The 26,694-nt window shown below is 54.3% G+C and carries 25 protein-coding genes; 12 read left to right on the top strand and 13 right to left on the bottom strand.

The window, feature by feature from the left end:
• Nucleotides 1-22 precede the first annotated feature (22 nt).
• The gene (gene prmC / locus ONV78_RS17560; protein ID WP_279505082.1) at nt 23-853 is read left to right on the top strand and encodes a peptide chain release factor N(5)-glutamine methyltransferase; all 831 of its coding nucleotides are present in this window, start codon (nt 23-25) and stop codon (nt 851-853) included.
• Nucleotides 854-882: 29 nt separating this feature from the next.
• Nucleotides 883-1,635, top strand: coding sequence for a molybdopterin-synthase adenylyltransferase MoeB (locus ONV78_RS17555; RefSeq protein ID WP_279505080.1), 753 nt, complete (start codon nt 883-885; stop codon nt 1,633-1,635).
• Here ONV78_RS17555 and phrB read toward each other — a convergent pair.
• A complete protein-coding gene (phrB, locus tag ONV78_RS17550; protein WP_279505078.1) occupies nt 1,615-3,060 on the bottom strand; it encodes a deoxyribodipyrimidine photo-lyase in 1,446 nt (481 codons plus the stop codon). The genes ONV78_RS17555 and phrB overlap by 21 nt on opposite strands.
• Before the next feature lie 151 nt (nt 3,061-3,211).
• Here phrB and ONV78_RS17545 point away from each other — a divergent pair, with 151 nt between their 5' ends.
• The gene (locus ONV78_RS17545; protein WP_279505076.1) at nt 3,212-3,709 is read left to right on the top strand and encodes a RimK/LysX family protein; all 498 of its coding nucleotides are present in this window, start codon (nt 3,212-3,214) and stop codon (nt 3,707-3,709) included.
• Here the strand turns inward: ONV78_RS17545 and ONV78_RS17540 are convergent.
• Together ONV78_RS17540 and ONV78_RS17535 are read right to left on the bottom strand one after the other, a co-directional pair.
• Entirely contained in the window at nt 3,704-5,086 is a 1,383-nt protein-coding gene (locus ONV78_RS17540; RefSeq protein ID WP_216739596.1) for a PhoH family protein, read from the bottom strand. The genes ONV78_RS17545 and ONV78_RS17540 overlap by 6 nt on opposite strands.
• 263 nt (nt 5,087-5,349) lie before the next feature.
• Nucleotides 5,350-6,018, bottom strand: coding sequence for a TetR family transcriptional regulator (locus ONV78_RS17535; RefSeq protein ID WP_216739595.1), 669 nt, complete (start codon nt 6,016-6,018; stop codon nt 5,350-5,352).
• Between the two features lie 163 nt (nt 6,019-6,181).
• Here ONV78_RS17535 and ONV78_RS17530 point away from each other — a divergent pair, with 163 nt between their 5' ends.
• Nucleotides 6,182-6,652, top strand: a complete 471-nt coding sequence (locus ONV78_RS17530) for a CBS domain-containing protein (protein ID WP_216739594.1) — start codon at nt 6,182-6,184, stop codon at nt 6,650-6,652.
• A 2-nt stretch (nt 6,653-6,654) separates the two neighbouring features.
• Here ONV78_RS17530 and ONV78_RS17525 read toward each other — a convergent pair whose 3' ends face one another.
• From ONV78_RS17525 to ONV78_RS17500, 6 genes are all read right to left on the bottom strand, one after another.
• Nucleotides 6,655-7,281 (bottom strand): START domain-containing protein, encoded by a 627-nt coding sequence (locus ONV78_RS17525; protein ID WP_279505070.1) that lies wholly within the window; start codon nt 7,279-7,281, stop codon nt 6,655-6,657.
• 366 nt (nt 7,282-7,647) lie between these two features.
• On the bottom strand, nt 7,648-7,896 hold the full coding sequence (minE, locus tag ONV78_RS17520; protein ID WP_011395660.1) for a cell division topological specificity factor MinE: 249 nt from the start codon (nt 7,894-7,896) through the stop codon (nt 7,648-7,650).
• Complete coding sequence (gene minD / locus ONV78_RS17515) at nt 7,893-8,708, bottom strand: septum site-determining protein MinD (protein WP_127972798.1); 816 nt, start codon at nt 8,706-8,708, stop codon at nt 7,893-7,895. Before minD ends, minE begins: the two co-directional genes overlap by 4 nt.
• 87 nt (nt 8,709-8,795) lie before the next feature.
• Nucleotides 8,796-9,551 carry a septum site-determining protein MinC gene (minC, locus tag ONV78_RS17510; RefSeq protein ID WP_279505066.1) on the bottom strand — a complete coding sequence of 252 codons (756 nt, stop codon included), beginning with the start codon at nt 9,549-9,551 and terminating at the stop codon, nt 8,796-8,798.
• A 187-nt stretch (nt 9,552-9,738) separates the two neighbouring features.
• A complete protein-coding gene (locus ONV78_RS17505; RefSeq protein ID WP_127972796.1) occupies nt 9,739-10,266 on the bottom strand; it encodes a phosphatase PAP2 family protein in 528 nt (175 codons plus the stop codon).
• Nucleotides 10,226-11,473 (bottom strand): glycosyltransferase family 1 protein, encoded by a 1,248-nt coding sequence (locus ONV78_RS17500; protein ID WP_279505046.1) that lies wholly within the window; start codon nt 11,471-11,473, stop codon nt 10,226-10,228. The genes ONV78_RS17505 and ONV78_RS17500 overlap by 41 nt, the downstream gene beginning before the upstream one ends.
• Nucleotides 11,474-11,661: 188 nt before the next feature.
• Between ONV78_RS17500 and ONV78_RS17495 the strand changes: the two genes are divergently transcribed.
• The 6 genes from ONV78_RS17495 to ONV78_RS17470 all read left to right on the top strand — a co-directional run bounded on the left by ONV78_RS17495 (nt 11,662) and on the right by ONV78_RS17470 (nt 19,336).
• Nucleotides 11,662-12,699, top strand: a complete 1,038-nt coding sequence (locus ONV78_RS17495; protein ID WP_279505045.1) for an NADP(H)-dependent aldo-keto reductase — start codon at nt 11,662-11,664, stop codon at nt 12,697-12,699.
• A gap of 85 nt (nt 12,700-12,784) precedes the next feature.
• The gene (locus ONV78_RS17490) at nt 12,785-13,945 is read left to right on the top strand and encodes an alpha/beta fold hydrolase (protein WP_279505044.1); all 1,161 of its coding nucleotides are present in this window, start codon (nt 12,785-12,787) and stop codon (nt 13,943-13,945) included.
• Between the two features lie 161 nt (nt 13,946-14,106).
• Nucleotides 14,107-14,427 (top strand): hypothetical protein, encoded by a 321-nt coding sequence (locus ONV78_RS17485; RefSeq protein ID WP_216739587.1) that lies wholly within the window; start codon nt 14,107-14,109, stop codon nt 14,425-14,427.
• Between the two features lie 334 nt (nt 14,428-14,761).
• Entirely contained in the window at nt 14,762-16,303 is a 1,542-nt protein-coding gene (locus ONV78_RS17480; RefSeq protein ID WP_279505041.1) for a methyl-accepting chemotaxis protein, read from the top strand.
• Nucleotides 16,304-16,603: 300 nt separating this feature from the next.
• Nucleotides 16,604-18,775 (top strand): acetyl-CoA hydrolase/transferase C-terminal domain-containing protein, encoded by a 2,172-nt coding sequence (locus ONV78_RS17475; RefSeq protein WP_279505039.1) that lies wholly within the window; start codon nt 16,604-16,606, stop codon nt 18,773-18,775.
• Nucleotides 18,776-18,880: 105 nt separating this feature from the next.
• On the top strand, nt 18,881-19,336 hold the full coding sequence (locus tag ONV78_RS17470; RefSeq protein ID WP_279505037.1) for a peptidylprolyl isomerase: 456 nt from the start codon (nt 18,881-18,883) through the stop codon (nt 19,334-19,336).
• Here ONV78_RS17470 and ONV78_RS17465 read toward each other — a convergent pair.
• Both ONV78_RS17465 and ONV78_RS17460 read right to left on the bottom strand, forming a co-directional pair.
• Nucleotides 19,316-20,110: a lysophospholipid acyltransferase family protein gene (locus ONV78_RS17465; protein WP_216739583.1), complete on the bottom strand. Its 795-nt coding sequence runs from the start codon at nt 20,108-20,110 to the stop codon at nt 19,316-19,318. The two genes, ONV78_RS17470 and ONV78_RS17465, sit on opposite strands and share 21 nt — an antisense overlap.
• Before the next feature lie 32 nt (nt 20,111-20,142).
• Nucleotides 20,143-20,916, bottom strand: coding sequence for a GNAT family N-acyltransferase (locus ONV78_RS17460; RefSeq protein WP_279505035.1), 774 nt, complete (start codon nt 20,914-20,916; stop codon nt 20,143-20,145).
• A gap of 237 nt (nt 20,917-21,153) precedes the next feature.
• On the opposite strand from ONV78_RS17460, the gene ONV78_RS17455 reads away from it, so the two are divergent.
• Nucleotides 21,154-21,948, top strand: coding sequence for a response regulator (locus tag ONV78_RS17455; RefSeq protein ID WP_253938648.1), 795 nt, complete (start codon nt 21,154-21,156; stop codon nt 21,946-21,948).
• Between the two features lie 20 nt (nt 21,949-21,968).
• Complete coding sequence (locus ONV78_RS17450) at nt 21,969-23,537, top strand: ATP-binding protein (protein ID WP_216739581.1); 1,569 nt, start codon at nt 21,969-21,971, stop codon at nt 23,535-23,537.
• 46 nt (nt 23,538-23,583) lie between these two features.
• On the opposite strand, the gene ONV78_RS17445 is transcribed toward ONV78_RS17450, so the two are convergent.
• Both ONV78_RS17445 and ONV78_RS17440 read right to left on the bottom strand, forming a co-directional pair.
• Entirely contained in the window at nt 23,584-25,440 is a 1,857-nt protein-coding gene (locus ONV78_RS17445; protein WP_279505032.1) for a carbohydrate binding domain-containing protein, read from the bottom strand.
• A gap of 27 nt (nt 25,441-25,467) precedes the next feature.
• Entirely contained in the window at nt 25,468-26,220 is a 753-nt protein-coding gene (locus ONV78_RS17440) for a hypothetical protein (protein ID WP_279505031.1), read from the bottom strand.
• Nucleotides 26,221-26,694: the final 474 nt, after the last annotated feature.

The following is a 26,694-nucleotide window of genomic DNA, read 5'->3' as shown; positions in this document are numbered from 1 at the left end:
GCGATAAACCGGGACCGGACTTATGCGCATAGACGAAGCCCTGGCCTGGGCGAAAAGCCGGCTTGAGACAGACAGTCCCAAGCTGGACGCGGAGGTGCTGCTTGCTCATGTATTGGGGAAAGGCCGGACTTATTTGATCAGCCATAACGACAGCCTGTTGGATGAGCCTGCCTTGCAGGCGTATCAGCGGCTTATCGCCGAGCGTGAAACAGGCCGACCGGTGGCTCACCTGATTGGGACGCGGGAGTTTTGGTCGCTGGAGTTTCAAGTCAGTCCCGCCACGCTGATCCCTCGACCGGAAACCGAACTGCTGGTTGAGCTGGTCCTTGAAGAAGCCTTGCCCGCCGGAGCCAAGCTGTTGGATTTAGGAACTGGGACCGGCGCTATTGCTTGCGCGCTGGCTCATGAACGTCCTGACTGGCGTTTGACCGCGGTGGATTTGAGTCAGGATGCGGTTGAATTGGCGACGGCCAATGTTCAGTCGCTTGGGCTGGCGAACGTACAATGCCTGCGTTCCAATTGGTACGAGGCAATAGCGGACGAGCAGTTCCATGCCATTGTCAGTAACCCTCCCTACATTGATGTTCTGGATGTCCACCTGAAGCAAGGGGATGTGCGCTTTGAACCTGCCTCCGCGCTGGTGGCTGCAGATCATGGGTTGGCGGATATACGCGTGATCGCCGCTGGCGGCGAGCGACGCTTGCTGGCGGGCGGTTTGCTGGCGGTGGAGCATGGCTACGATCAAGGCGCTGCGGTGCGCGAAATTTTTTGCGATGCCGGTTACGTTGGCGTGCGGACTCATCAAGACTTGGCGGGACATGACCGAATCACCCTGGGGCGCTTGCCTGTATAGCGCTGGCGCGCCAAGGTATGGAGGATGCTATGCGGGATGAAATGAACGATACGCTGCTGATGCGCTACAACCGGCAAATCATGATGCCGGATTTCGATATCGCGGGTCAGGAAGCGTTGCGAAACAGCTCCGCGCTGGTTATCGGGTTGGGCGGCCTTGGGTGTCCCGCCGCAATGTATCTGGGCGCAGCCGGTTGTGGACGTATGGTGCTTGCGGATTTCGATGCGGTGGATCTGTCCAATTTACAGCGCCAGATCGCTCATAGAGAGCAGGACGTTGGCGTCAACAAGGCTGAGTCCGTGCGACGCGCGCTTGCTGATATCAATCCGGATGTCAGAGTAGAGACCATTACTCAGCCTCTGCAGGATGAGTCATTGTCCGCAGCGATTGTGGATGTGGATGTCGTGCTGGATTGTACTGATAACTTCGCTACCCGGTCAGCGGTTAACGAGGCTTGCGTACGCCACGGCAAGCCTTTGGTGTCAGGGGCGGCGATTCGTTCCGAAGGACAACTGGCGGTGTTTGATCCGCGCAGAGACGACACTCCCTGTTATCACTGTCTTTACGGTATGTTGTCTGAACAGCAGCTGACTTGCTCCGAGGCGGGCGTCATTGCGCCTCTGGTGGGCGTCATAGGCAGTCTGCAGGCGCTGGAGGCAGTAAAAATCCTTAGCGGATTTGGCGACGTCTGCGCCGGCAGACTGTTGTTGTTCGACGGAAAAACCATGCAGTGGCGCGAATTCAAGGTACGCAAAGACCCATCATGCGCTGTGTGCGGGTGAGGCCGAGTCTTTAAGCTCCCGAAACGCCTGCAGCGCCCGTTCGCGGCTGGCTTTCAAATCCACAATTGGAGCAGGGTAACCCAACCGGTTCCTGGCGTCCGCCGGGGGCTGGTGGATGAGTTTGGTCGAAAGCTCGGCCAGCTCGGGCACATAGTGACGAATAAAGTCTCCGTTTGGATCGAACCTTTCACTTTGCGCTACCGGATTGAACATGCGGAAGTAGGGCGCAGCGTCGACGCCGGTGGAGGCGCTCCATTGCCAGCCTCCGTTATTAGCTGCGAGGTGCCCGTCTATCAATTTGCGCATAAAGTAGCGCTCGCCCTGGCGCCAATCCAGCAGCAGGTTTTTGCTTAGAAACATGGCGCAGATCATGCGCAGCCGATTGTGCATCCAGCCCGTTTGATTCAACTGCCGCATGGCGGCGTCGACGATGGGGATTCCCGTTTTCCCTTCGCACCATGCCAGAAAGTCTTTTTCAGAATGTCGCCATTGCAGGTTTTCCGTTTCCTCTTTGAACGCTTTCGTCATGCTGATGTGGGGAAAGTCATACAGAATATGAATGTAGAAATCCCGCCAGATCAACTCATTTATCCAGGTGCCCACGCCTTCGCCTGCATTTGGCGATGCATGGCGATGCCGCTGCGCGGCGTGAAAACATTGCCGACCGGAGAGCACGCCCAGGGCGAGGTAAGGAGACAGTTGGCTGACGCCGTCAATGGCTGGAAAGTCCCGTTGCTCATGATAACGGTCAACCTTTTGCTCCAGAAAGTCGTCCAGCTTCTGCAGGGCTGCGTCTTCACCAGCGGTGTAAGCTTTTGAGGAAACTTTGTCAAAGCCTGAGACGGATTCAGGTATGTCGTCTTTGGGTGAGTGCGTTGACGATGGCTGCTTCTCTGGCGTCGGCCACAGTTCAATGTGCTCCGGGCATTGTGAAAACCAGGCGCGTTTATAGGGGGTAAAAACGGCGTAGGGAGTTCCCTGGCCGGTGCGGATGGAGCCTGCGGGAAGAATGCTTTGATCACGAAACTTGAGGGCTTCCAATCCTTCCCCGTTCAATGCCGCCTTGACGGCTTTGTCTCTGCGCCTCTCATTGACGCCGAACTCTTCATTAAAGGTTAATGCGCTGCATTGATGCTGTTGCATAAAGGAAATAAGTTTGTCCGGCGCCTCATCAAAGCGGGAAGCGTCTAGAATAAACAGTGGAATATTTATGTTGGACAGCTCAACTTGCAGCGCTTTGAGATTGCGTAGCATGAAGTCCAGTTTGATGTCCGCCATGTCATGGTCGCGCCACTGCTCAGGGCTCATCATGAAGCAGGCGATCAGCTCAGAGTTTTGTTCTCTGGCGCGTTGGGCGGCGGCGTATAATGCCGGGTTGTCGCGGGTGCGCAGATCATTGCGGAACCAGTGCAGGGTTCGCGGCATGTGGTCTCCTTCAGGGATTATTTGTTTGCGATTTGCGTATCTCGGGTTATTTTATTTACGCATAAAGTTTATGAATGGACGCCTCGAAAGAAAAATTCCTGGCGCGTAATAATAGTGGAGTGGCTGTGAAGCATGTTGAGTGGATGTGAGAATGACTGAAGGCGCAGTGAACAAGCTTGAAGAGGCGGTGAAAAACGCTCCTCAGAGCGAGCAGGAGCAGTTGGTGGTCGGCTGGCGGGAGTGGTTGGCGCTGCCGGAGTTGGGCATCTCAAGAATCAAGGCGAAGGTGGATACCGGAGCGAGAACTTCCGCGTTGCATGCGTTTGAATTGGAGTCTTACGAGTCGCCGACGGGAACCCGTGTGCGCTTCGCTATTCACCCGGTTCAGGGGGATAGTGAGAAAGTGATTGAGTGCGACGCAGCGGTCATTGATCAGCGAATGGTGTCGGATTCCGGCGGCCATCGGGAAATGCGTTTTGTGATCAGCACTCTGCTTCAGGTGGGCGGCCATGCCTGGCCCGTGGAGATGACGCTTACCAATCGCGACAGCATGCGCTTTCGTATGCTGCTGGGACGCACCGCTATGGCGGGCCGGATACAAGTGAATCCGGCCGCCTCCTATCTGATGGGCAAAATCAAGAGATCATAAGTTGGCTTCCGCAAACTCCGCCAGAGCGGATCTGGGCACGCCGCGCAGGTGAACATGCGCGCCGTGCTTAAAGCCGCGGAAGCGTTCGGTCATATACGTCAAACCTGAGCTGGGCGCGTTCAAGTAAGGGGTGTCGATCTGCGCCAGGTTGCCAAGGCAGACCACCTTACTGCCGTTGCCGGCTCGGGTGATGATGGTTTTTACTTGATGCGGCGTGAGGTTCTGGCACTCGTCGATAACGATCAGACTGTGCTGGAAGCTGCGGCCGCGGATGTAGTTCAGTGATTTGAACTGTATCGGCACTTTCTGCAGGATATACTCCACGCTGGCGGACATATTTTCATCATCGTGATGTAGCGCCTCCAGGTTATCGGTGATGGCGCCCAGCCAGGGCTCCATTTTTTCCGCCTCAGTGCCGGGCAGAAAGCCGATGTCTTCGTCGAGCCCCTGGGTGCTGCGAGTGACGATAATGCGCTTGTAGCGCTTGCTCGCTACCGTCATTTCGATTGCTGCGGCCAGTGCCAGAATGGTCTTGCCCGAGCCGGCGGCGCCGGTCAGATTGACCAGATGAATATCCGGGTCCAGCAACAGTTGCAGCGCTACCGCCTGATAGATATCGCGAGGCGTTAATCCCCAGGCTTCCTGCTGCAGCAATTTATCGCGAGACAGGTCGCGCACCACCATGTGATCGTCGCGGAACTCGGAAACGCGTCCCACGAACCCTTGCTCGTCAATGATGAAATCATTGCGATTCAGATCCTTCAACTCCGGCAGGCGCGGAATAACGTGCTCGGTGAGTCCGTCTTTCTGTAGCGTCTCTACTTTGTTGATGTTATCCCAGAAGCTGTGGTTGAACTCCTGGTAGCCTTTGGGTAGCAGATCAATATCGTCGATCAACTGGTCGGTGTGATAGTCCTCCGCCTCCACGCCGCAGGCTCTCGCCTTCAGGCGCATGTTGATGTCTTTGCTCACCAGAATGGTGGGGCGGGATTTGTGCTTGCTCTGGAGTGTCACCAGGGCGTTGATAATCTTGTTGTCGTTCAGCGTTTCAGGCAACTGCACCTGGTGAGTGCCTTCCAGGTCCATCAGGATGGAAATGGTTCCCAGAGGCTGGCCTTTGGCTACGCGTACGATAGGGACGCCTTTCTCTATTTCTTTGGGCGTGGCGTCCCCCAGTAATTTATCGATCAGGCGAATCGCCTGACGGCAGTCAGCGGCAATGGATGATTTGCCGGTCTTCAGACGGTCTAACTCCTCCAGCACAGTAATGGGAATAACGACTTGGTGTTCTTCGAAGTTGAGAATGGCGTTTGGATCGTGGATAAGGACGTTGGTGTCAAGCACATAGGTCTTCAATTGCGAACGGGATCGCGCCATGCTTTATTTCCTTTGCCGGTTGATGAGCAGCAACGTGTCTGGGAGTGGTTGGCGCAGGTCGCGCCTGATGGTCGAATGCGAGGATGTGTGAGGAATATGTAGGTTTGAATCAACAACCCACTCCCTGCCATTGATGTCTGGTTATTGTTCGACGTTAAAGGACTTGGTTTCTCTGCGGTAACCGAGCAGTCATTTAACGTCCCTCACTTGCATAATAACCTACGCATGTAATTTTGGAAGTATTTGGAATAATAAAAAACGGATTAGGCTGGTTGCAGGACTCCGCGCCATAGCAAGGTCATGGATTCTCTCAACGCGGGTTCAAATGCTGGAACCAGTGCGTCCAGGTTGCGTTGCGTTAAGACTTCTTTCACCTGGGCGGGAACGCTTTGCATCTGCCACAGTCCCAACAGCAATGCATTGGTGTGAAGCAGCAGGTTGAGACACTGGGTTTCGGTAAGTTGGGGTAAATGACGCCGTAAGCCGACGGCCAGTATTTGGATGCGTCCCATCAATTCCGCTTTAAAGTCGGCGACGCGCTCTGCTTCCACATTGCGTTCTAGAATGGAGCTGGTCATGGAGGCCAGCGGCATAAAATGAGGGTGCTCCTGAACAAACTGGGTCGTTTGATCGATCAGTCCGCCGATTAGGTCTTCGTTAGATTTCTCTCTGTCCTCAGCGACCTCCGCCAGTTCTTGCAGTAGCTGCTGATATAACGCGCCAAGCAGATCGAGAAAGATTTCTTCTTTGGTTTTGAAGTAGAGATATACGGTTCCTTTGGCCAGGCCAGCCTGCTGGGCGATGCTGATTACTGACGGCAGCTGTGTGGGCTGCAGTAAGTAAAGCGCGCGAGCGGCTTCCAGTATGCTGAGTCGGCGCGCGGCCTTTTCTTGCTCATCAATAGCGCGGCTGCGCCGGGTTGGGTGTTTCACTGAGACGTTTACCTGCTTAGTACTACATCGTTAAACGATAGACGTCGTTATTCTAGCATTGAAGCACTCTTCAAGTGTTGTGAACTAGGCATGGCTATGGGGGAAGAGTAGAATGTTTCGCGCAACGATAATAATTCCGCCGACCTGAAGAGGATTTTGGACGATGACTCTGGTCGCAAGCGACATCATGACGCCCCACATTAAATCCGTACCCGCCAGCTGGACGATGCAAAAGTTCGGCGCGTTTCTGGCCCAGAATGGCATTTCCGGCAGTCCTGTGGTGAATGACCGCAATGAAGTGGTCGGCATCGCCACGTTGTCCGATATCGCGGACTTCCATCTCAACCATGTCGACACTAATTACGACGCGCAAATGACGCCGGAGGAGCAAAAAGAAGCTCGCCGTCTGCGTCAGTTCATTTTTGAGGAAATGGTGAAAGTGCCGGTGGAGGTGGGCGACATCATGTCTCCCATCCTGCTGTATGTCACTGAAAGCACGCCCTTGTCGGAAGTGGCTGAGCTGATGATGAAAGAGCACCTGCACCGGATTTTCGTCATGCGCGATAAAAAGGTGGTGGGAATCATCACCACCTACGACATGCTGAAAGTGTTGAAAGAAAGCCTGAACGAATAAGGTTATTGCTCGGCTTTGGTTTCCACGGCGACGACATTTCCTGCGTCATCGTAGCGCACGTGGGCATTGCGATAGGGGGCGCTATTGGCCAGCTTCTCCAGCGCGCGCATGGACTTGTAGGGGATATCGACAATCAGCGAGTTCACCAGCCAACTGGGGATGGCGCCAGCGGGTTCGGTATGCTGCAGCCAGGTCATGCGCGTCTGCGATTCCCCCTGTGGTTGAAACAGGTAGTGCGTCTCTTGTTGATGCACGCGCACATACTTATCTTTTTCCGGCACTTTACCGTCTACGGCGTACATATCCATGGTCACTGCCTGAGTGGCGGGATCGCGCTGAGTGCTGATTTCCAGCACATAGTCCCGATCCCGCACCGGCCAGGGCAAATCATTCACGGAATAGGCGTAACGCTTGGTGAAGTTGTCGCGCTCCACCTCCTCTGAGGCGATGCAGCCATGCACCCATTTCATACAGGATGTAGGGTCAGCCATAACCGCGAGAATAGAACGCAACGGCGTATTCAGCACCGTTTCTGCTTTGAACGCTTTGAAATCGGACCCGGGAAAATCCATGGTGAAGATTTTTACCCCGTTTTTATCAAACTCAAGTCGCCACTGCTCAGAATCCATTGGGATCTCTGCTTGAGTGGAAATCGATGTGAACAATAAAGAGATGCTGAACAGAAAGCCGACGAATATATGTTTTTGGGAAGTGTGTGTCAGGTGTGAGCGCCGCATTGTTATAGTTGTTTCTCCATAAGAAGCCTGAGCGGTGGTGGCCGCTTTGGGGCTGTTATGTTAGCACTTGAGACAGCGTCAAAATGATAAGAAACGCCCATTTACAGGTGGCGACTGAATCGAGTTCAGGGCGCCGGGTGAGGTGCGGGATATGGAAACGATATATATATGGAAATGATATATAAAGGAAATAAGCGTATAAACGAAAGGCAAGATGCAAGCCCGCGCGTCAAGCCGAGTGACGCGCGGGCTGAGAACTCATTCGGGGAGGGTGATGTTCAGCTCCAGTACGGCGCAGTCATCATTGCGGTCAATCTGCACCTGGATATCTTCCCGGTTGATTTTGACGTACTTACCGATCACTTCCAGGATTTCCTGTTGCAGTTGCGGCAGGTAATCCGGTTGATTGCGCTGGGATCGTTCGTGGGCAACGATGATCTGCAGACGCTCTTTCGCTACGGAAGCGGTCGCCTGTTTGTTGCTGCGGAAATAATCCCAGAAGCTCATGCCTTACCTCCAAACACGCGCTGGAAGAAGCCTTTTTTCTGTACGTCCAGGAAACGGTGCTCGCGATCTTCACCCAAAAGACGGGCGACAGCGTCCGCATAGGCTTGGCCTGCGTCGCTCTGTTGGTCGTGAATGACGGGAACGCCCTGGTTGGAGGCGGTCAGAACGGATTTTGACTCTGGAATAACGCCCAGCAACGGCACCGCCAGAATTTCTTCTACGTCCTGTACGCTCAGCATTTCACCGTTTTGCACGCGCTCAGGATTGTAGCGAGTCAGCAACAGGTGCTCTTTCACCGGATCGAGGCCCATTTCCGCGCGACGGGATTTGCTGTGCAGGATACCCAGAATACGGTCGGAGTCACGCACCGAGGATACTTCCGGGTTGGTGACGACAACGGCTTCGTCGGCGTAATACAACGCCATCATGGCGCCGTGCTCAATGCCCGCCGGGGAGTCGCAGATAATGTATTCAAAGGTTTCGGACAGCTCGTTCAGCACCCGCTCCACCCCTTCCTTCGAGAGGGCTTCTTTATCGCGGGTCTGCGACGCTGGCAGAATGCTCATGTTCTCTGTGTATTTATCTTTGATAAGCGCCTGATTAAGGCTGGCTTCATTGTTGATGACGTTGACGAAGTCATAAACAACACGGCGCTCGCAGTTGAGAATCAGATCGAGGTTGCGCAGGCCTACATCAAAATCAATGACTACCGTTTTATGGCCCAGCTTCGACAAACCTGAAGCAATCGACGCGCTGGTGGTTGTTTTGCCTACACCGCCTTTACCTGAGGTAATTACGATAATTTTGCTCAATTTGGTAACCCTTTCCACTCAATCTCTGTAAGTTGAAAATTATAAAGCTCTTTCCCAAAGCAACCCGTCGATCCTGTTTTGCAGCCGCTACATGGCCTTTATTGTCAGCTTTTCCCCATCCAGGCATATTTGCGCCGCTTGTTTCCAATGCTCGCCCTGTAAGTCTTCACTGATTTTATACTGCCCCGCTACTGATACAAGCTCAGCCTCCAGGCTCTGGCAGAATATGCGGGCGCTGGCGTCCCCTTGCACTCCAGCCAGCGCGCGTCCACGTAATGGAGCGTAGACGTGAATATTGCCGTCGGCCAGAATTTCTGCGCCGGCGCTGACCGGCGCCAACACGATCAGATCGCCGCCGGGGGCGTACACCTGTTGCCCTGAGCGGACGGGCGTGGTGATGACGCGATTGGCGACACGCTGAGGCGGCGCTTCATCTCGCCCGGTCTCAGTGGCGGCGCTGGGCGTTGGCTCCTGCACAGGCGTTTCCGCCTCTGCGTTTCGGGTTCCTCGGGACGGTTGAAACACCGCCAGCCCGGCAGTCTGTGCGGCGGAAGTCTGTTCCGGCGCATCTGTCCTCACCCCGATCAGGCGAATGCCTTCTTGTTCGCAAAGCGTTTGAATCAAGGAGAAATCGAGAGGAGAGTGGGCTTCAGCCAGTTTTTCGAGTCCAACGACGATAGGCAGGTTATGAAACAGGTTGGGAGCTTGCTTCACCTTTTCCCGTAATTCTTCGGAGAATTTATCCGGTTCGAAATACAACAGCTCCAGGGTGGTTAGGGGAACCATGCTACCCTTGAACTGCAAGCAAGGTGACGAAAATAGGTCGGCAGTCGCCTGCGGCATAATAAAAGTTAATCCCTATCGTTTTTTTGTCGTTGCCGGGATTGTACTTTAATCGTTCGCTCAGGGTCCATGGTATAAACGCGTGCGGAAGCCGATTCCAGCGCGTTCCCGTAGGAGAGCGGGTTAATTATTTGTCATATGCCCTCTAGGCTTGTTTTTGTACAGCCTGTTCTCTAGCTCTATAGGCCTATACGGACAATGCCGTGGCCCCAATGGAAAAGCCGATGGCGGCGCCCACCAGCACGTCACTGGGATAATGCAGGCCAAGCACGACTCTAGACAATGCGACACAAAGCGTAAAAGGCAGCACGCACAACGCCAGAACGGGACTGATTTCCGCCGTCAGCAGAGTGAAGCATACCGCGTGCAGGGTGTGGCCGCTGGGGAAGCTGTATTTGTCCAGCACTTTGGCGTCGCAAGTAATGTCGTTATGGGTGATGAAGGGACGTTCACGCACGAGCCATAGCTTGAGTAGCTTATAGATCGCGGTGCAGATGAGGGCGGTGACAATCATGAAGCGCCCGGTTTCCCAGCCTTCAATCATGCATACGACGCCGATCAGGGCGTACCAGAACACTCCGTCGCCGAGGCGACTTACTGTGCGGAAAAACGGCGCAAGACGACGGCGTCTGGCCCAGGCGATGGCGGTGCGGCAGATGCTTTGCTCAAGCTCGTCAGCTCGGCGAAACAGCTCTGAGGCTCTTGGCTGATTCATGTTGTTGCTCCCCTTTAGCTTCTCCGGACAAAAGAATGTGTGCGAAACGATCGACAATCTGACTCCAATCCAACGGTAATGCGCGACCGCGCGCCGCGGCGCGAAGGCGCTTGAGATGGCTCGGACGCAGCGCCAACGTCAGGGCGTGACGGCAGAACGCGTCGCAGTCCTGTTGTGGCGCCAACATGCCGCTGACTTCGTGCTCCAGGTGTTCTCGGGCGGCGGCGTCGTCGAAACTGACGATTCCCAGTCCGCTGGCCATCGCCTCCAGGACGACATTGCCGAAGGTGTCGGTGAGGCTGGGAAACAGAAAAATGTCTGCGCTGGCGTAGTGGCGCGCCAGGTCGTCGCCGCGTTTTACGCCCGCCAGAATGATGTCCGGATGTTTGGCGGCGATGCGTTCCCGCAAGGGGCCGCCGCCCACCATCACCATGCGCGCCTTGCTGACCTGTTGCTGGGCGCGTCGGAAGGCGGCGATCGCGAGATGAATATTTTTCTCGCTGGCGAGACGCCCCACATAAATGAATACAGGGCTTTCCTCGCGCACTCCCCATTCCTCACGCAGATGCTGACAGCGAAGCGAGGGATTGAACTGACTGCAATCCACGCCGCGGCTCCAGACCCGGGTGTTGCGCACTCCCATCTGGGAGACTGCCTCGGCGGTTTGCCGGGTCGGCGTCAGCGTCAGCAGCGTGCGGTGATGAAACCAGGTCAGGTAGCGGGTGATGAGTTTGGTTAACCAGCCGAATCCGTAAAAGGCGCTGTAGCTGTGAAAGTTGGTGTGAAAACCGCTGACCACCGGCACGCCCAACTCAGTAGCCGCGCTCACCGCGCTCCAGCCCAAAGGCCCCTGAGTCGCTACATAAACGGCGCTTGGCGTGTCCTGACGCCAGGCTTTCAATAAGCGTCGGCGACAGGGCAGGCCGAACTTCAGCTCGCCATATCCGGGAATCGGACGGCCGCGCACCAGAATATGCTCCATGGCGTCAATCAGCTCGCGCCTCTCTCCGAGAGGCTGATTGGGGCGCACCACCTGCACCCGGTATTGGCGGGATAATCCTTCGCTGACGTAGCGCAGCGTATTGGCGACGCCATTGATTTCGGGGAAGAAAGTTTCGGTCACAATGGCTATTTTGGGGCGCGGACGTTCCCGTTCCGCTTCAGCGGCTCGTCCCTGAATGTCCTGCAAGCTGTGCTTTAAAATCATGCATCTCACAAATATGGCTTGGCTAGGACTACCTTCCTCCCGCAAAGTTACAGAAAAACTAATCGGAGATTGCAGATTTGTGACGATTGCCATTTTTGTAGTCGACCGTTATGGTTTGCGGTCAACCGCCATATTTTGCAGGCTGTGAGCCTGTTCGCCGCTAATGTGATTACTCAGAAGGGGATGCCATGCAATACCGTCAGTTAGGAAAAACGGACCTGAACGTCAGCACCATTTGTCTGGGTACGATGACCTGGGGGCAACAGAATACGGAAGCGGAAGCGCACGAGCAGCTGGATTACGCTGTAGGCCAGGGTATTAACTTCATTGATACGGCGGAGATGTATCCGGTGCCGCCTCAGGCGGATACGCAAGGACGCACGGAGGCCTATCTTGGTTCCTGGCTGAAAAATCGCAGTGACCGCAACAAATTGCTTATCGCCACCAAGGTTACCGGTCCCGCGGCCTCATTCAGTTATCTGCGCGGCGGGCCGCGCCTGACCGCCGCCCATATCAGCGAAGCCATCGACGCCAGCCTTAAACGTTTGCAAACCGACTACGTGGATCTGTATCAGGTGCATTGGCCGGACCGCAACACGAACTTCTTTGGCAAGCTGGGTTATGAGCACAAGGAAGAAGAGGACGCCACCCCCATTCTTGAAACCCTTGAAGCGCTGGCGGAGCTGGTGAAAAGCGGCAAAGTTCGGCACATCGGGCTGTCCAACGAGACGCCCTGGGGGGCGATGAAGTATCTCAACTATGCTGAATCCCTTGGATTGCCCAGAGCGGTGAGCATTCAAAACCCCTACAATTTATTGAATCGCACCTTTGAAGTCGGACTGGCGGAAGTGGCGCACCGCGAGAGCGTCGGGTTGTTGGCGTACTCACCACTGGCCTTTGGCATTCTCAGTGGTAAATATCTGGGCGGTCAGCGTCCCGCCAATGCGCGTATTACGTTATTCAGCCGTTTCAGCCGCTACTTGGGAGCGCAAGCCGAACTGGCGACGCAAACTTACGTGGAAGTAGCGGAAAAGCATGGGCTGGACCCGGCGCAAATGGCGCTGGCGTTCGTGACTTCTCGACCCTTCGTCACCAGCAACATTATTGGCGCCACCAGCATGGACCAGCTGCGTTCTAATATCGACAGCGCTAACCTGACGCTCAGTAACGAGGTGTTGCAGGATCTGGAAGAGGCGCATCAGCGTTATACTTTCCCATGCCCTTAACAGGTATGCTGCGCTCATTCAGGTTGGCGTAACCGCCTGAATGAGCGGGTGAAAATACAATAACAACAGCACAGAGCACTAAAATATGGTCGCGGATGTAAAGGCGGAAGCCCCAGCCTGGTCGGAAAAACTAATGTGGGGCGCTCTTAACGCCCTTGAGCGCTATCTGTTTTCCGAGAACTTTTTCATTGCGAATCTGAGTCCGTATGAGGAGATCTACCGCGACGGCATTATGTCGGTGCGTCACTATCTCCCGCTGGAAGAGGACGAAATTCAGGTCGGCGATGAAACTATCCCTGTCGAAAGAGTGAAGCAACACACGCCGTTGGTGCTGGTTCCGCCCCTGGCGGCGACGTCGATGATTTTCGATATTTTGCCGCAACGCAGCATTGTCCGTTACTTTTTGGCCAAAGGCTTTGACGTTTATCTGATCGATTGGGGTGAAGTGACCGAAGATCATTCTCACCTGTCTCTGGAAACCTATGTAACGCAGTGGATGCCCGACGCTTTGCGGCAAATCCGTCTGCATAGCGGCCGCGAAGACGTCTCCTTTTTCTCCTACTGCATGGGCGGGCTGCTGACGCTTATGTACGCAGCGGCGAGCCAAGATCCTAATATTCGCAATCTGGTGACCGTGGCGAGCCCGGTGGACATGCATCAGAGTGGTATGGCGGGAAGGGTGCTGTCATTGGTCTATCGGCCCGCCAATATTATTTCCCGGGTATTAAATTTCTCTCTGATGGATTTACCTGCGCGTTTTCTGCATATCCCCGGATGGGTGAACTCCCTGGCGTTCAAGCTCACCAACCCAATGGGCAGCCTGATCAGTTCATTGGAGCTGCTGGTGAACCTGTGGGATCGGGAGTTCGTCAAAAATCACACCACCATGAGCCAGTGGTTCAACGATATGGTGGACTACCCAGGGCAGACCATCAAAGAGATGCTGGTGAAGATGGGTCTGCAGAACCAGATGGCGAAGGGGCGCATGAAGATGGGGGCGACGTCTGCGGAGTTCTCCGCTATCAAATGCTCGATTCTGGCGTTTGCAGGCGACGCGGATAAATTGGTCAGCATCAAAGCCGCTCATAAAGTGCTGGACATTGTTTCTACGGAAGACAAGGAGTTCTGTGTTGCTCCCGGCGGCCATGCCGGCGTGTTCGCAGGGGGGAAAGCGCCTCAAAACGTATGGGCTATAAGCGCCGACTGGCTGGCGCAAAGGTCTGGCGAAAAAGCGTCACAGGCGTAAAAAACGTGACAAAGACTACTTTTTGTCATAATTATGGCTAAAATCAGACGAAAGTATGGCTTTTGATAACTTAGTCACGCCGCGGGTAAATTTTATACAGTAGTATTGGAACCATAGAAACGAACCCGTAAGTTGTAAGTAGTTTTCCGGAGACCAGCGCCATGATGTTAAGACTATTCGCCCTCCTTCTGGTTCTGAATGTTGCCGGTCAGGTCTCCCGAGTAGATGCTGCAGAGCCCGCTCAAGCAGTATGGCCAGCGGATCAAAACTACACCGCTCAGGGCGCAGTCAGTGAAGGCGGAGCTGGCGATTGCGTACGCCGGGCGCTGGTGATACTGGCGAACCAGTTTCTGAAAGGCGCTGTAGACGTCGAACCCCAGGGCCATCGCCCTCAAACTTTCGGTCAAGTACTTTCCCATCCTCAATATAATTTTGACGCCATCGAAGAAGGCGTAAGCGTTTCTGTTTCCTGGAACTTCTGAGTAACTGCTTGCGAATGGGCGCTCCTGGCTTTGTCAGGGCGCGAATCCGGCGCTAAATCCCTCCGTTAATCCTTGTCATCGCGGACTTCTCAGTAAACTCTCTTTCCTTCCTTATCTGTTTTTTGACCTTTTACAATTTTTTCCTTCGCCTGCGCCTTGTTTGTCCTGCGTAAAATGGCGAATTACACAGCATGGTATAGACTTATTCATTAAGTACGTGCGGAAAACTTTCCCAACATATATCAGGCCGTTATCTGAGATAGCTTGGAATAACCCTGAAACATCTTTCCGCACGCTCCAATTTCTGTCATGTGATCCGGTTTGAGGCTGTGTGATGAATTTATCAAGTATCAGTGTCCGTTTGCCGTTGCTGTTTCTAAGTCTGGCGACGCTTATGTTGATCGGTTTCGGATACTTCGATTACTCGACGACGAAAAGCGAAGTACAGGCGAGACTTGAAAAAAGTGCGAACAACATACTTGGACGGTTGTCGCTGAGCCTGCCGGCTCCGATATGGAACTACGAAACGGAATTCCTGAACCGCAACATCGAATCAGAAATGCAGGACGCCATTGTGGCCGGCATCGTCGTTAGTAACGAAGAAAACAGGTTGGCCGCCCAATATAAGGAAAGTGGCGAAGGCGAAATCCAGAAAGTTGAAGAAGGGGCGGATCTGCCTGACCTGAGTCAGGATATGGTGCTGACCCGTGACCTGATTTACGTGGAAAGCGGCGCAGAGAACAAAGTCGGCAAGGTGGAGCTTTATATCGACCAGACGCCGGTGAAAGTCGCGTTGGACCGGGTCTTTATGAAAACCGTGGTGCAGATTATTGTGCTCGACGCTATTTTGGCGGCGGTCATGATTTTACTGCTGAAAACCACAGTGCTGACGCCTTTGAGCAATGTCACCCACGCTATCAGCGATATCGCGCAGGGCGACGGAGATTTGACGCAACGTCTGAAGTTCAAGCGTAAAGACGAGTTTGCAGCGTTGGGCGAGCAGTTCAACATATTTATAGAAAAGCTACAGGGCATTATCGGGCAGGTGGTGGAGACATCGGATCAACTGCTGCACAGCTTCACCGAGTCCAGCGACAAGGTGGAGGAAATCTCCAGGGAGATGAGTAACCAGCAGCAGCAAATAGATATGGTGGCCACCGCCAGTACGGAAATGTCATCCGCGATCGATGGCGTCGCCAAGAGCGCGGCGCAGGCTTCAGAGGCTACGCAGAAGGCGGATGAAACGGCGCAGCAGGGCGAGAAAGTTGTGCAGCAGGCCATCACGGTTATTCAAAGCCTGGCCAAAGAAGTGGATCATGCGACGGACGTGACAGAGAAACTGGCGGTAGAAGGCCAGAACATCGGTACGGTTTTGGACGTTATCAAAAGCGTTTCCGAGCAGACAAACCTGCTGGCGCTTAACGCGGCGATCGAGGCGGCGCGGGCTGGCGAACAGGGAAGGGGCTTCGCCGTAGTGGCGGACGAAGTGCGCACCCTGGCGCAACGTACTCATGAGTCCACCGACGAGATTCAGCAGATCATCGCGCGATTGCAGCACTCCACAGAGGAGGTCAAAGCCGGCATGGGACTGGTGAAAGACCAGGCGCAACATGGCGTCACCCAGGTTCAGGAGGCGGGCAAGTCAATTGAGATCATCGCCGGGGCGGTGGACAAGATTACGGAGATGAGTACGTTCATTGCAGAAGCCGCCCACGAACAGAGTCTGGTGGTATCAGAGATCAACGAAAACGTGGTCAATATCGCCAAAGTGGCGGATGACTCCGTTGTCCGGGCGGGAGAAACCGTCGAAGCGAACAAGAAGTCTTCCGCAGACGCCAAACGTCTGCGCGACCTGGTGCGCCAATTCAAGATTTAACTTTCATAACCGCGCATGGATGCGACATTGCTACGCTAAGCGGCGCAACAGCGCCGCTTTTTTTATGCGCTAGGATTTATCCTATGGTCGGTTTGATTCTCTATTGACGATCGTCAAGTCATTTCCTAGTGTTCATTCACATACTGGGCGCGTGAGTCACGGCGGCGATCCCTGACGCCATGTAGCGTTCCCAGAGCGATAGTCTTCTACGTCAAGTCTATGACGTCTGACCGCGGGGTGGGTTGGATTGTATGCGGCCGTACTGTGGTTGGCGAAAAATAACAAAAGGAACCAGCGATTATGAGTCAAGAACGTCCACGGACCTTCAGGAAGTTGTCCGATTGCGTCGACGCTATTATTGAAAGAGTGGGGAATAAGATCGTGCTTGGCCTGCCGCTTGGTCTGGGCAAGCCTGTTCCTCTGGTGAATGCGATCTACCAGCGGGCCAAAGATGACGCCAGTCTTAGTTTAAAGATCGTGACTGCGCTGTCTCTGGAGAAGCCGGTTGGCCGCAGTAAATTAGAACGCAACTTCCTGGAGCCTTTCGTCGAACGGCAATTCGCCGGCGTCCCGGACCTGGACTACGTGCTTGACCTTCGTAACAACAGTCTGCCTCGTAATGTAGAGGTGGCGGAGTTCTTCTTCAAAGCCGGCAGCTATTTGAACAATGCCCGGCAACAACAGAATTACATGAGCAGCAATTACACCCACGCCGCCAGAGATCTCATTGCTAACGGCGTTAATGTGGTGCTGCAGATGTTGGCTTATCGCGAAATCAATGGTAAGCCTTACTACAGCTTTAGTTGTAATCCGGATCTGTCCATCGATCTGGAGCCCATGCTGCACGAACTCGCCGCCCAGGGGGCGCCAATCGCCATTGTAGGTATGGTCAATCGTCGTCTGCCTTTCATGCACAATCATGCGGTGCTGGAACCGGAGCGGGTTGACTTCGTGGTGGACAGCCGGGACTTCGACCATCCCTTGTTTGCGACGCCTAACATGGCTATATCCCCCGCCGATCACTTTATTGGTTTCAACGCCAGTACGCTGATTCGTGACGGCGGCACGCTGCAGGTGGGGATCGGATCATTGGGAAGCGCGCTGGTTTACAGCACGATCCTGCGCAGGGAGCAGAATCAGGTTTACCGCGAATTAATGCGAGACCTGGACTTGCGCGACAAGTTCCCAGTCGTTGACGCTATTGGCGGCGATGATTCTTTGTCCCAAGGACTGTATGGATGCAGTGAGATGATGGTCGATGGTTTTATGTATCTCTACAAGGCTGGCATTCTCACTCGTGAAGTCTTTGATGATCTGGTTCTGCAAAAGCTGCTGAATCAGGGGGATATCTCCACCAGGGTGGATTTGCGCATCCTTGATGCGCTGGTCGATGCGGACGTCATTCATGCCAAGTTGCGCGCCCGGGATGTGCAGTATTTGATTAAGTACGGCATTTTCAAACCCCAGGTCGAGTTCAAAGGCGGCGCGCTGGTATGGCAAGGAGAACCGATCGAACCGGATTTAAGCTCTCAGGAAGCGCGTACGAAAATCGAAGCGGTCTGCCTGGGCGAGAGTTTGAAAGGCGGGGTCGTCATGCATGGCGGCTTTTTCCTTGGCCCACAGCGCTTTTATGACATGCTTCATGGACTCAGTGACGAAGAGCATCAAAAGTTTTGCATGACCAGCGTCAACTTCATTAACCATCTTTATGACCATAAGTTTGGCGTACAGGCGTTGAAGGTGGCGCAGCGCGCCGAGTCCCGTTTTATCAACTCGGCGATGATGGTGACGCTGAACGGCGCGGTGATCTCGGATGGGTTATGCAACGGGAAGGTGGTGAGCGGCGTTGGCGGGCAATATAACTTTGTCGCTATGGCGCATGAGATCCCACAGGCGCGCTCCATCATCAAGCTGAAATCCACTCGCAACTCCGGCGGACGCAGTCTCTCCAATATTATTTTCAACTATGGGCATATGACGATCCCCCGTCATTTGCGGGATATTTTCGTAACGGAATACGGTATCGCCGACGTGCGCGGAAAGCCGGATAAAGATGTGTATATCGAGCTGATCAAAGTTGCGGATTCACGCTTTCAGGACGAGTTGCTACAGCAGGCGAAGCATGCGGGCAAAGTGCCGGCGGACTACATTCTGCCGGAGGCCTATCGCAGCAATACGCCGGAAAAACTCCGCGTATTGCACCAAAAGTACAGCGCCAAGGGCTTGTTCCCCGCTTTTCCGTTCGGGTGTGAGTTTACCGAGGAAGAGTTGAAGATAGGCAAAGCGCTGAAAGCATTGAAAGCGAAAACCTCAACCAAACTAGGTTTGGCGCAGGCGCTGTGGCGGGCCATCCATGTGCGGGAGACGCCATTGGAGCTTGCGCCGATACTCAAGCGTATGAAGCTGGATCAGCCTCAGGAAATCAGAGGGCGCATGGAGCAAAAGCTGTTGATTGCGGAAATGGCTGGCTGAAGCGGGAGGTGCGTTTAAAGCAGCGCCTCGCCATAAATTAGCGGCCTCACGTAAAACAGGCGAGGCGCTTCGTGATAGAATCCCGCCTTTTTGCGGAACAGAATTATGCGACCGAAAGTTTTTACCGTGGATTACAACCTGAAAAACGCCGAAGGAGAGGTGGTGGACACCTCGTTCGGCGGTGAGCCTCTGGTGTTTATGCAAGGCGCGGGGCAGGTGACCCCAGGGTTTGAACAAGGGCTGGCGGAGCATACCGCAGGCGATGTCGTGTCGCTGACGATACCCCCCGAGCTGGCTTATGGCCCTCTGAAGGAAGAGCTGGTGCAATTAGTGCCGGTCAATCAGTTTGAAGGCGTTGATGAGTTAAAGCCGGGCATGCTGTTTCAAACTGAGTCCGGAGCCGAGCGCAAAGTAATCAAGGTGGTCAGCATCCACGGAGACAAAGTGCTTGTGGACGCCAACCATCCTCTGGCGGGACTAACCCTGTACTTCGAAGTTCACGTCAGATCGGTGCGGGAAGCGACCGATGACGAAATCAAATCAGGCTACGCCGTCGGCTAACGCCCAGTCAGGTTTGGGGTCGTTGCTCCAGTACATTTGCTGCAACGATGTCTCCACCTGCTGTTGAGCTGTCCTGGCGACGCTTTCCGCAGGCGTATCCATTGCGACTTCCATGACCGGGTGAATCGCCACGTAGACATCTGTCGGCGTGGCTTTCATCAGTCTTACCAAATGCGACACGAATTCGTCGTCACCGATAAAGGGCGCGTAAGCATCTGGCACATTGTCCCGTCTGTAATGCAGGGTAATGGGCTGTATCGGAACTTGCGCCCGAATGGCGGCATTCAATAGGCGGCCATGGAATTTTTTTACCCGCTGGCCATCTGTCGTCGTGCCTTCTGGGAAAATCAGGGTTGTGGCTCCGTCACGCATGCTGGACTCCAGCTCCGTCATCACTTGCCGCGCTTTGCCGCCGCCCCGGGTAATGAATAGGGTGCCGGCCTGCGCCGCCAGCCAGCCAATGAAAGGCCAGCTTCTGACCTCCGCTTTAGACAGAAAGTGTAATGGCTTGATAGCGCCGAGGACCGGAATATCCAGCCAGGAAATATGGTTACTGATCACCATCACCGGCCCGTCATGGAGCTCACCTGAAGCGTGAATGCGCAGGTTCAGCACCCGACATAAACCCGCCAGCCAGAAGCGAGCGATTGGCGCGCGCCGCAACCTGCCGGGCTTGATGGCGTCTATAACCGCCACAATTGCGGCGAGCACAGCGCCCCACATCAGATAAGGGATCAGAATCGAGGCTCTCAGAAACAGGCGAACTGAATTCATGGCGTCCTTCCTCCGGGCGTCAGGCGCAGTGATCAGGCTTGTGGTTCTTTCATGAAATGCTTCGCGTAGCGCGCCGCCAGTGCGTCGATGTGCAACAGGATGAACAAATCAGCGCACTGGAAGTCAGGGTCCCAGCATGGATCACCGCCGATCTGGGCGCCCAGGCGCATATAAGCGCGGATCAACGGGGGAACTGCTGACTTGCTGGGAACCGGGCCGACAGGCTGGGGTAAGGTCCGCTTGGGAATGACCCTGGCGTTTTCCGCTGTAAGGCAGCGTTCCTGTAACTGGCGCGTGATAGACCAGGCTTCCGCCGTGCCCTCTATGACGCTGATTGAGCCGCATCCCAATAAGTAGTCGAATTCATTGTCAATGACGTACTTGGCGATGCCGGACCATAACAACGCCAGGGTGGCTCCGTTGCGGAAGGCGGGGTGCACGCAGGTGCGGCCGATTTCCAGTTTTCGCCCCGGTAGCTGACAAATAGCGCTAAGGTCGAACTCGCTTTCAGAATAGAAACTGCCCGCCAGTTTTGCTTTGTCATCGGCAAGCAAGCGGGTGGTGGCGACCACTTGTCCGCTGATGTTGTCTTTCACCAAAAGGTGATCGCAAAAAGGATCGAAACTATCACAGTCCAGTCCTGGAACCGGGCTGTGGAGATTGGCGCCGAACTCTTCCGTAAATATCCGGTAGCGCAGTTGCTGCGCCATGATCACCTCTTCACTACGCTGCGCCACGCGAACGAAGAGCTCCGCTTTCTTTGATTCCGCCTTGGCTAAGACGACTCGCTGACCTGATGTGTGCATAGTAATTCTCTTTATAGTGTTTTGGCGGATACTATGGCGATTACGTGACAGGGGGGTGACGTTGCAGTTACTGGTTTATGACAATTGTTTTTAAGTAAGCGTTGGTGTACTTGCTAAGTCACTTGACTGAGAAAGGGGTAATTTTTGTAAGACTGGTTATACTTATGTGGATAAAAGTGCTATTTTTCTATAAGTCACGAATAATTCTAAATTTTATTGGGGGCCATTCAGGAAAGGATGGCGACAGGGGCAGGGACGGGACTCAAAATCTATAATGTGAGAGATACGGATACCGTGGATACTAATGAAGCTTGGCGCATATTGATCGTTGAAGATGATGAACGTTTGGCCGATCTTACCAAAGAGTATCTTGAATCGAATGGCTTGATGGTCTCCGTTGAGCCCAATGGCAGTAAGGCTGTTGAGCGAATTCAGAATGAGCAACCCGATCTGGTCGTATTAGACTTGATGCTGCCGGGCGAAGACGGTCTTTCCATTTGCCGCAAAGTACGGCCGAGTTATAACGGCCCCATTCTGATGCTGACCGCGCGTACAGATGACCTGGACCAGGTATTGGGCTTGGAAATGGGTGCGGATGATTATATGTGTAAGCCGGTGCGCCCGCGGGTGTTGCTGGCGAGAATCCGCGCGTTGCTGCGCAGGGTGAAGGAGCAGGGCGAAGCGGCCGCAGAATCGCCGGTCGCCGAGCAGTCTGGAGACGGTCCGGTGCGTCTGGTGTTCAACAACCTGGTGATCGATCGCTCTATGCGCGAAGCCTGGTTGGAAGACCAAAGTATCGACTTGACCAGTGCGGAATTCGATTTGTTGTGGTTGCTGGCCAGCAGCGCCGGCAGAGTGCTCAGCCGGGAAGAGATTTTTACCGCACTGCGCGGTATTGAATATGATGGACAGGATCGCTCCATCGACGTCAGAGTTTCCCGCATCCGACCCAAGATTGGGGACGATCCGGTGCATCCCAGACGAATCAAAACGGTGCGTAGCAAAGGATATCTCTTCGTCAAAGAAGCCTAACCGGGACAACAGGGCTCACTGTGAATAACGTCTTTCTGCGCGTATACAGCGGCGTAGCGTTATCGTTGCTCGTATATGCAGTTATAGCACTGGGCCTTTTTCACTCCATAAACGCCGTGCGCTACCTGCAGTACCGAGAGCAACGCGTGGCGCCGCTATTCAACTGGGTCATAGAACAGCCGGAAGAGCGGCTGGAATTCCTCAAATCCATCACCACCGCTGATCTGACATTTGATTTGCTCGCTCCGGCGGAGTTTGAGTTCAGTCGGTTGGAGCGGGAGCGCCTGGCCTACGGGCAAACCATCGTTCTTTCCAATAACGCCGGCATACATGCTTTCGCCCAGGCTGGTCCAGATAAAATGCTGGGCGCCTATTTCGCCGACCTGCCATTGGAAAGCGCTCTGTGGGCAGCGCGTTTGATCTCTCTGCAAACCCGCGCCGTGGCTAAAGAGTCCCGTGAGGACACGCTGCTGGAATTGGGCAAGACCTTTAACCTGTCAGCGAGCTTGGTTCCGCTTAGCGTGATTGCGGAGTGGCCCGCCAATATTCAGGGACGTTTTCTGAAGGAAGGGTGGACTTCGTTGCCGTCTCAGGGTCGTAAAGGCGATGCGCTGGCGGTGTCGTTCGACAAACAGTTCATCTTGCAGATTGACCCGGTGCCGACGTTTAATCCTTGGGCCTGGCCGGTGTTGACGACGCTGATTGTCGCCGGGCTGGTATGTATCGGCGCCACACTTTATCTGTTGCTGGAAAAACTGGAGCGCCGCTTGCGTAAGCTGGAAACCGTGGCCAGTCGTATTGCGCGAGGAGAGTTGGACGCCAGGGTGGATGACAACCGCTTTGACGCCGTTGGACGCCTGGGGACGGTATTTAATCGAATGGCGGAGCATATTCAGCGGCTGGTTGCGGTGCAGCGGGAAATGATTCATGCGGTGTCACACGAATTGCGTACGCCTGTCGCCCGTATTCGTTTTGGCGTGCAGATGATTGAGGACAGCACGGAAGACCAATTCCTGCACAAGCAGTTGTCAGGGATTGATTCGGACATACAGGAACTCAACGAGCTGATCGATGAAATCCTCACCTACGCTCGTTTGGAGCAAGGTGGACCTATCCTGGACTTCCAGGAAGCGAACGTTAAAGACATCGTCAATCAGGTGGTGGGAGAGCAGAGTTCTGTTAAACCAAACCTGGAAATCAGCGCGGACTTCGTACGAGGTTCGGATCGCTGGAAAGTGTCTGAAGTCGAGCCCCGCTACATCCATCGCTCAGTGCAGAATTTGGTGGGCAATGCAACGCGCTATGCTAAGTCGAAAGTGGTTGTGCATTGTAACTTCGGCCAGGAAACCTGCCGTATTGATGTTGAAGATGATGGGCCAGGTATTCCTGAGGCGGATTGGGAGCGCGTATTTACGGCCTTCGCAAGGCTCGATGATAGTCGCACCCGTAGCTCCGGCGGATACGGTCTGGGGCTTTCCATTGTTCGACGAATTCTATATTGGCACGGCGGACAAGCCTTTGTCGGTCGCAGCGAAAACCTTGGCGGCGCCAAGTTCAGTCTGGTCTGGCCCCGTAAACAGGGGGCATAAAAAAAGCGCAGCTTGAGCTGCGCTTTTAAAGTCTATCTCTCTTCCCTTATTTGCTGATTACTTTCAGGTTGTCGATGTACATGCTGGTGGAAGGCTGTGCGCCAATCACATGCAGACGCAGCTGAGAGATGGTCCCGTTCGGAGAAAGGTTCAACTCACCGCTGATATTCTGCCATTGTGAGGTGGCGATATCCTGGCCGCCCAGCTTCTTCCAATGACCACCGGAGTTATCAACGTAGTAGACCCACAGTTCTGCCTTATCGGATGAGCGACGGCTGCTGGTCAGATAAACGTCGGCGCTGACCTGATAGGACTTACCGGCTTCCAACAGGCCGTGTGCGTTGAATCCAGGGCCGGAGTACCAGCGGTAGCGATAGTTGCTGAGCAGGCTGTACTTACCGGAAGCGGCTGTGTCGCTCAGGTAAAGTTTGGTTCCGAAGTAGTTGCTCCAGCCGCGAGTCCCATTTTCAAAGCCTTCATTGATGATTTCTTTGCCGCCGGGATTGCTGGTGTCGCCGCCGTTGTCATCGCCATCGTCTCCGTCGCGGTTGAGAGGAGCAATCTTCACTTCGTCAACCAGCATGTCTACGCCAGCGCTGGCGCCGTAAATCAACATGCCTACCTCACGGATGGAGCCTTTGGCGTCCAGCGTAAAGGTGCGTTCATACTTGGACATTTCGCTGTTGGTGAAAGACGCGCGGGAGAGGTATTGATAGTGAGTGCCGCTGTCGTCGGAAACTTTGAATACGACGCGCATATTCTCGCGACTGCCATTTTCACCCAGGCCGAGTTTGGCGGTTAACTTATACTCAACGCCAGCTTTCAGTTTGCCGGTCAGCTTCTGGTAAGCGCCAGCGTAGTAGGCTGAGCGATTAGTGATTTCCAGAATATAATCACGGCCGCAGTCTTTCTTGAAGTAAGCCTGCCCCAGGTCGCCAGCGTTGCTGTAGCTGGTCCAGCTGGACAGCTCATTGAAGTCGCCGTCTTCCACCAGGTTGTCGTTCAACTCTGGCTTGCTGCATACGGTGGTGTCGTCGCCGTTATCTCCATTATCGCCGCCGTCATCTCCACCATTGTCATCGCCGCCGTTGTCGTCTCCGTTATCGTTGCCATCTCCACCGTCGTCGATCTTCGTGGGGAAGAAAGCTGCGATTTGGTCGCCAATCTTGCGCAGGTTCTGCGCCGCATCGGCGCCGTTGCTCTGTCCCGCGCTGACGCCACAAGCCTGGCCTTCACATTTGTTGAGGTCCGGGTTGGACATCATTTGCAGCTGGTTACGAGTGTTGTAGGCCTGTGGATAGGCCATGATGGTGCTGAATGAGCCGTACACGCCGTGGCCGCGGGCCCAAGACCAGATGCCGCCTTGCGAGTTTTGAACGGCAGAGTGGCCAAGACTCATGTTATGGCCGAGTTCGTGAGTGAAAGTGCTGTATCCGCAATCTACGCCGACCAGGCTGAAGCCGGCTGAAGCGGCGTTGCTGTAAAGCTGACCTGAGCTGGAGTTACCCGGTGGAACATAACCGATACCGCACACATAGCCGCCATTCATAGGCTCGCGCAGGTTGATCAGGGTTACAAGGTCAGCGCCGTACTTCTGGCGCAGTGAGGCGACAGTGTTGTTGCGGCTGAAGGAATCCAGGTTGGAGCTGTTTACATAAACATAGTTTGAATTGATCTTTTCCGCGCCTACAAGGCGCAGACGCATATCAACATTACTGTTCTCGTAGGCTTGGTTGCTGTACTCGATATAAGACGCAATACGGGCGTCGATATCGCGACCGTTGGAGGTCTGTGTCGCTTGGTCAATGTACAGAACCAGTACGTCTACGGTGTTCTTCGCATGCGCGGAGCCGGCTCCGACGCTGGCGGCGAACATAAGGGCGGCGGCTTTACTAAAATTCATTATAGTTTTCCTTTTTTCATTTATATTTTATGAGTTGCTTTGAGGCTGCTCGGGCGTTGGCAGATCCAGAGGTGGAATCGGCACGCCGTCGTCAGTTGGGGTGATCCGGCTGTTTATTTCGCCTTCGTCGGTGAGGGTGACCTGTCCGGTGTCGTTATTAATAACAGCGGAATAAGTGCCGGTGCGGGTGGCGATGACCACATGCGTGTCCATCTCTCCGCGGGTGATGATGACGTTATCTGTCGGGGCTCCGCCGACCAGCGGGCCTTTCCAGACTTCTATGGTGTCTAGCTGATTGTGTGTGGAAGTGATTTCCGCAAGCAGCGACTCATTTCTTTGCGGGATAGGCAGTTCCAACTGCCGTCCCACGCGCAGCTTATCCAGCGCTTCCATATTGGCGTGCATCCTTTTGGCGGGGATGCCGTTCACAACAACATCTTCAGCGTCTCCTGGAGCGCTCCACATGGACATGACTTCGTTGGAGTCGTTAGCGTCCAGCTCATCATTTACCGGTTCAGGTGGAGGTCCGTCGGCGGAAAAATCCGCATCAGCCTGCGTCGCCGTGCTGGCGGGCGGCTGTGACGTGGTGGTCTGAGATTGGGCGTCAAGCGGCGCCGGAGAGCTGAATGCGGCAGCGGGGGCCGCGCCTCCAGGTTGTGCTTCATTGGAAGCGGCTGGCGTGTCGGGGCTTGGCTTGGGGCCGTCGGAATAACGAAGTATTCCCACGACCGACGCCAAGGCGACCAGACCGGCTGCGCCCAGGATCAGTGGCTTCTTCATTTGCGTTCCTTTCTGACTGTGTTTGGAATAGAACAGTTAACATTCCGCTCACATTCATCCATAAACGAGCGATCTTACCGGGCGGTCCGAAAATTTAGCCAAATGGCGCCGACGCCTCAATCGTGCAAATGGGCGTTGGACTAATGGCTTACTTTAGTTTGTCTACTTGGTCAGGATTTTTGAGGGCGTAAAAATTTGGGTTTTAGAGAGGGTGGGTTTAGGTGATGTAAAAATAAGGAGTTAGGCCTTTTTGCTTACCATTTGTTACATAAGGCGACACTTCTCTAACAGACACGAAGGCGGGAGGAATTCATAATTCGTTTCGTAAGGGATGACTCTTTGAGGTTGTAGTTCTATCGAACTTTCCTTGTTTCATTGTGGGGCTATTTTAGCCCCTCTTTTTTTGCCCGCCTTTCAGACTTCAGACTTCAGACTTCAGACTTCAGACTTCAGACTTCAGACTTCAGACTTCAG

The organism is Hahella sp. CR1 (genome assembly GCF_029813005.1).
GTDB lineage: Bacteria > Pseudomonadota > Gammaproteobacteria > Pseudomonadales > Oleiphilaceae > Hahella.
The sequence above is the reverse complement of the archived record's forward strand: the minus strand, read 5'-3'. Positions and strand labels throughout refer to the sequence as shown.

Coding starts and splice junctions, on each gene's coding strand:
- prmC (WP_279505082.1), top strand. CDS start 23: ATGCGCATAGACGAAGCCCTGGCCTGGGCGAAAAGCCGGCTTGAGACA.
- ONV78_RS17555 (WP_279505080.1), top strand. CDS start 883: ATGCGGGATGAAATGAACGATACGCTGCTGATGCGCTACAACCGGCAA.
- phrB (WP_279505078.1), bottom strand. CDS start 3,060: ATGCCGCGAACCCTGCACTGGTTCCGCAATGATCTGCGCACCCGCGAC.
- ONV78_RS17545 (WP_279505076.1), top strand. CDS start 3,212: ATGACTGAAGGCGCAGTGAACAAGCTTGAAGAGGCGGTGAAAAACGCT.
- ONV78_RS17540 (WP_216739596.1), bottom strand. CDS start 5,086: ATGGCGCGATCCCGTTCGCAATTGAAGACCTATGTGCTTGACACCAAC.
- ONV78_RS17530 (WP_216739594.1), top strand. CDS start 6,182: ATGACTCTGGTCGCAAGCGACATCATGACGCCCCACATTAAATCCGTA.
- ONV78_RS17525 (WP_279505070.1), bottom strand. CDS start 7,281: ATGGATTCTGAGCAGTGGCGACTTGAGTTTGATAAAAACGGGGTAAAA.
- minE (WP_011395660.1), bottom strand. CDS start 7,896: ATGAGCTTCTGGGATTATTTCCGCAGCAACAAACAGGCGACCGCTTCC.
- minC (WP_279505066.1), bottom strand. CDS start 9,551: ATGCCGCAGGCGACTGCCGACCTATTTTCGTCACCTTGCTTGCAGTTC.
- ONV78_RS17505 (WP_127972796.1), bottom strand. CDS start 10,266: ATGAATCAGCCAAGAGCCTCAGAGCTGTTTCGCCGAGCTGACGAGCTT.
- ONV78_RS17500 (WP_279505046.1), bottom strand. CDS start 11,473: ATGATTTTAAAGCACAGCTTGCAGGACATTCAGGGACGAGCCGCTGAA.
- ONV78_RS17495 (WP_279505045.1), top strand. CDS start 11,662: ATGCAATACCGTCAGTTAGGAAAAACGGACCTGAACGTCAGCACCATT.
- ONV78_RS17490 (WP_279505044.1), top strand. CDS start 12,785: ATGGTCGCGGATGTAAAGGCGGAAGCCCCAGCCTGGTCGGAAAAACTA.
- ONV78_RS17485 (WP_216739587.1), top strand. CDS start 14,107: ATGATGTTAAGACTATTCGCCCTCCTTCTGGTTCTGAATGTTGCCGGT.
- ONV78_RS17480 (WP_279505041.1), top strand. CDS start 14,762: ATGAATTTATCAAGTATCAGTGTCCGTTTGCCGTTGCTGTTTCTAAGT.
- ONV78_RS17475 (WP_279505039.1), top strand. CDS start 16,604: ATGAGTCAAGAACGTCCACGGACCTTCAGGAAGTTGTCCGATTGCGTC.
- ONV78_RS17470 (WP_279505037.1), top strand. CDS start 18,881: ATGCGACCGAAAGTTTTTACCGTGGATTACAACCTGAAAAACGCCGAA.
- ONV78_RS17465 (WP_216739583.1), bottom strand. CDS start 20,110: ATGAATTCAGTTCGCCTGTTTCTGAGAGCCTCGATTCTGATCCCTTAT.
- ONV78_RS17460 (WP_279505035.1), bottom strand. CDS start 20,916: ATGCACACATCAGGTCAGCGAGTCGTCTTAGCCAAGGCGGAATCAAAG.
- ONV78_RS17455 (WP_253938648.1), top strand. CDS start 21,154: ATGGCGACAGGGGCAGGGACGGGACTCAAAATCTATAATGTGAGAGAT.
- ONV78_RS17445 (WP_279505032.1), bottom strand. CDS start 25,440: ATGAATTTTAGTAAAGCCGCCGCCCTTATGTTCGCCGCCAGCGTCGGA.
- ONV78_RS17440 (WP_279505031.1), bottom strand. CDS start 26,220: ATGAAGAAGCCACTGATCCTGGGCGCAGCCGGTCTGGTCGCCTTGGCG.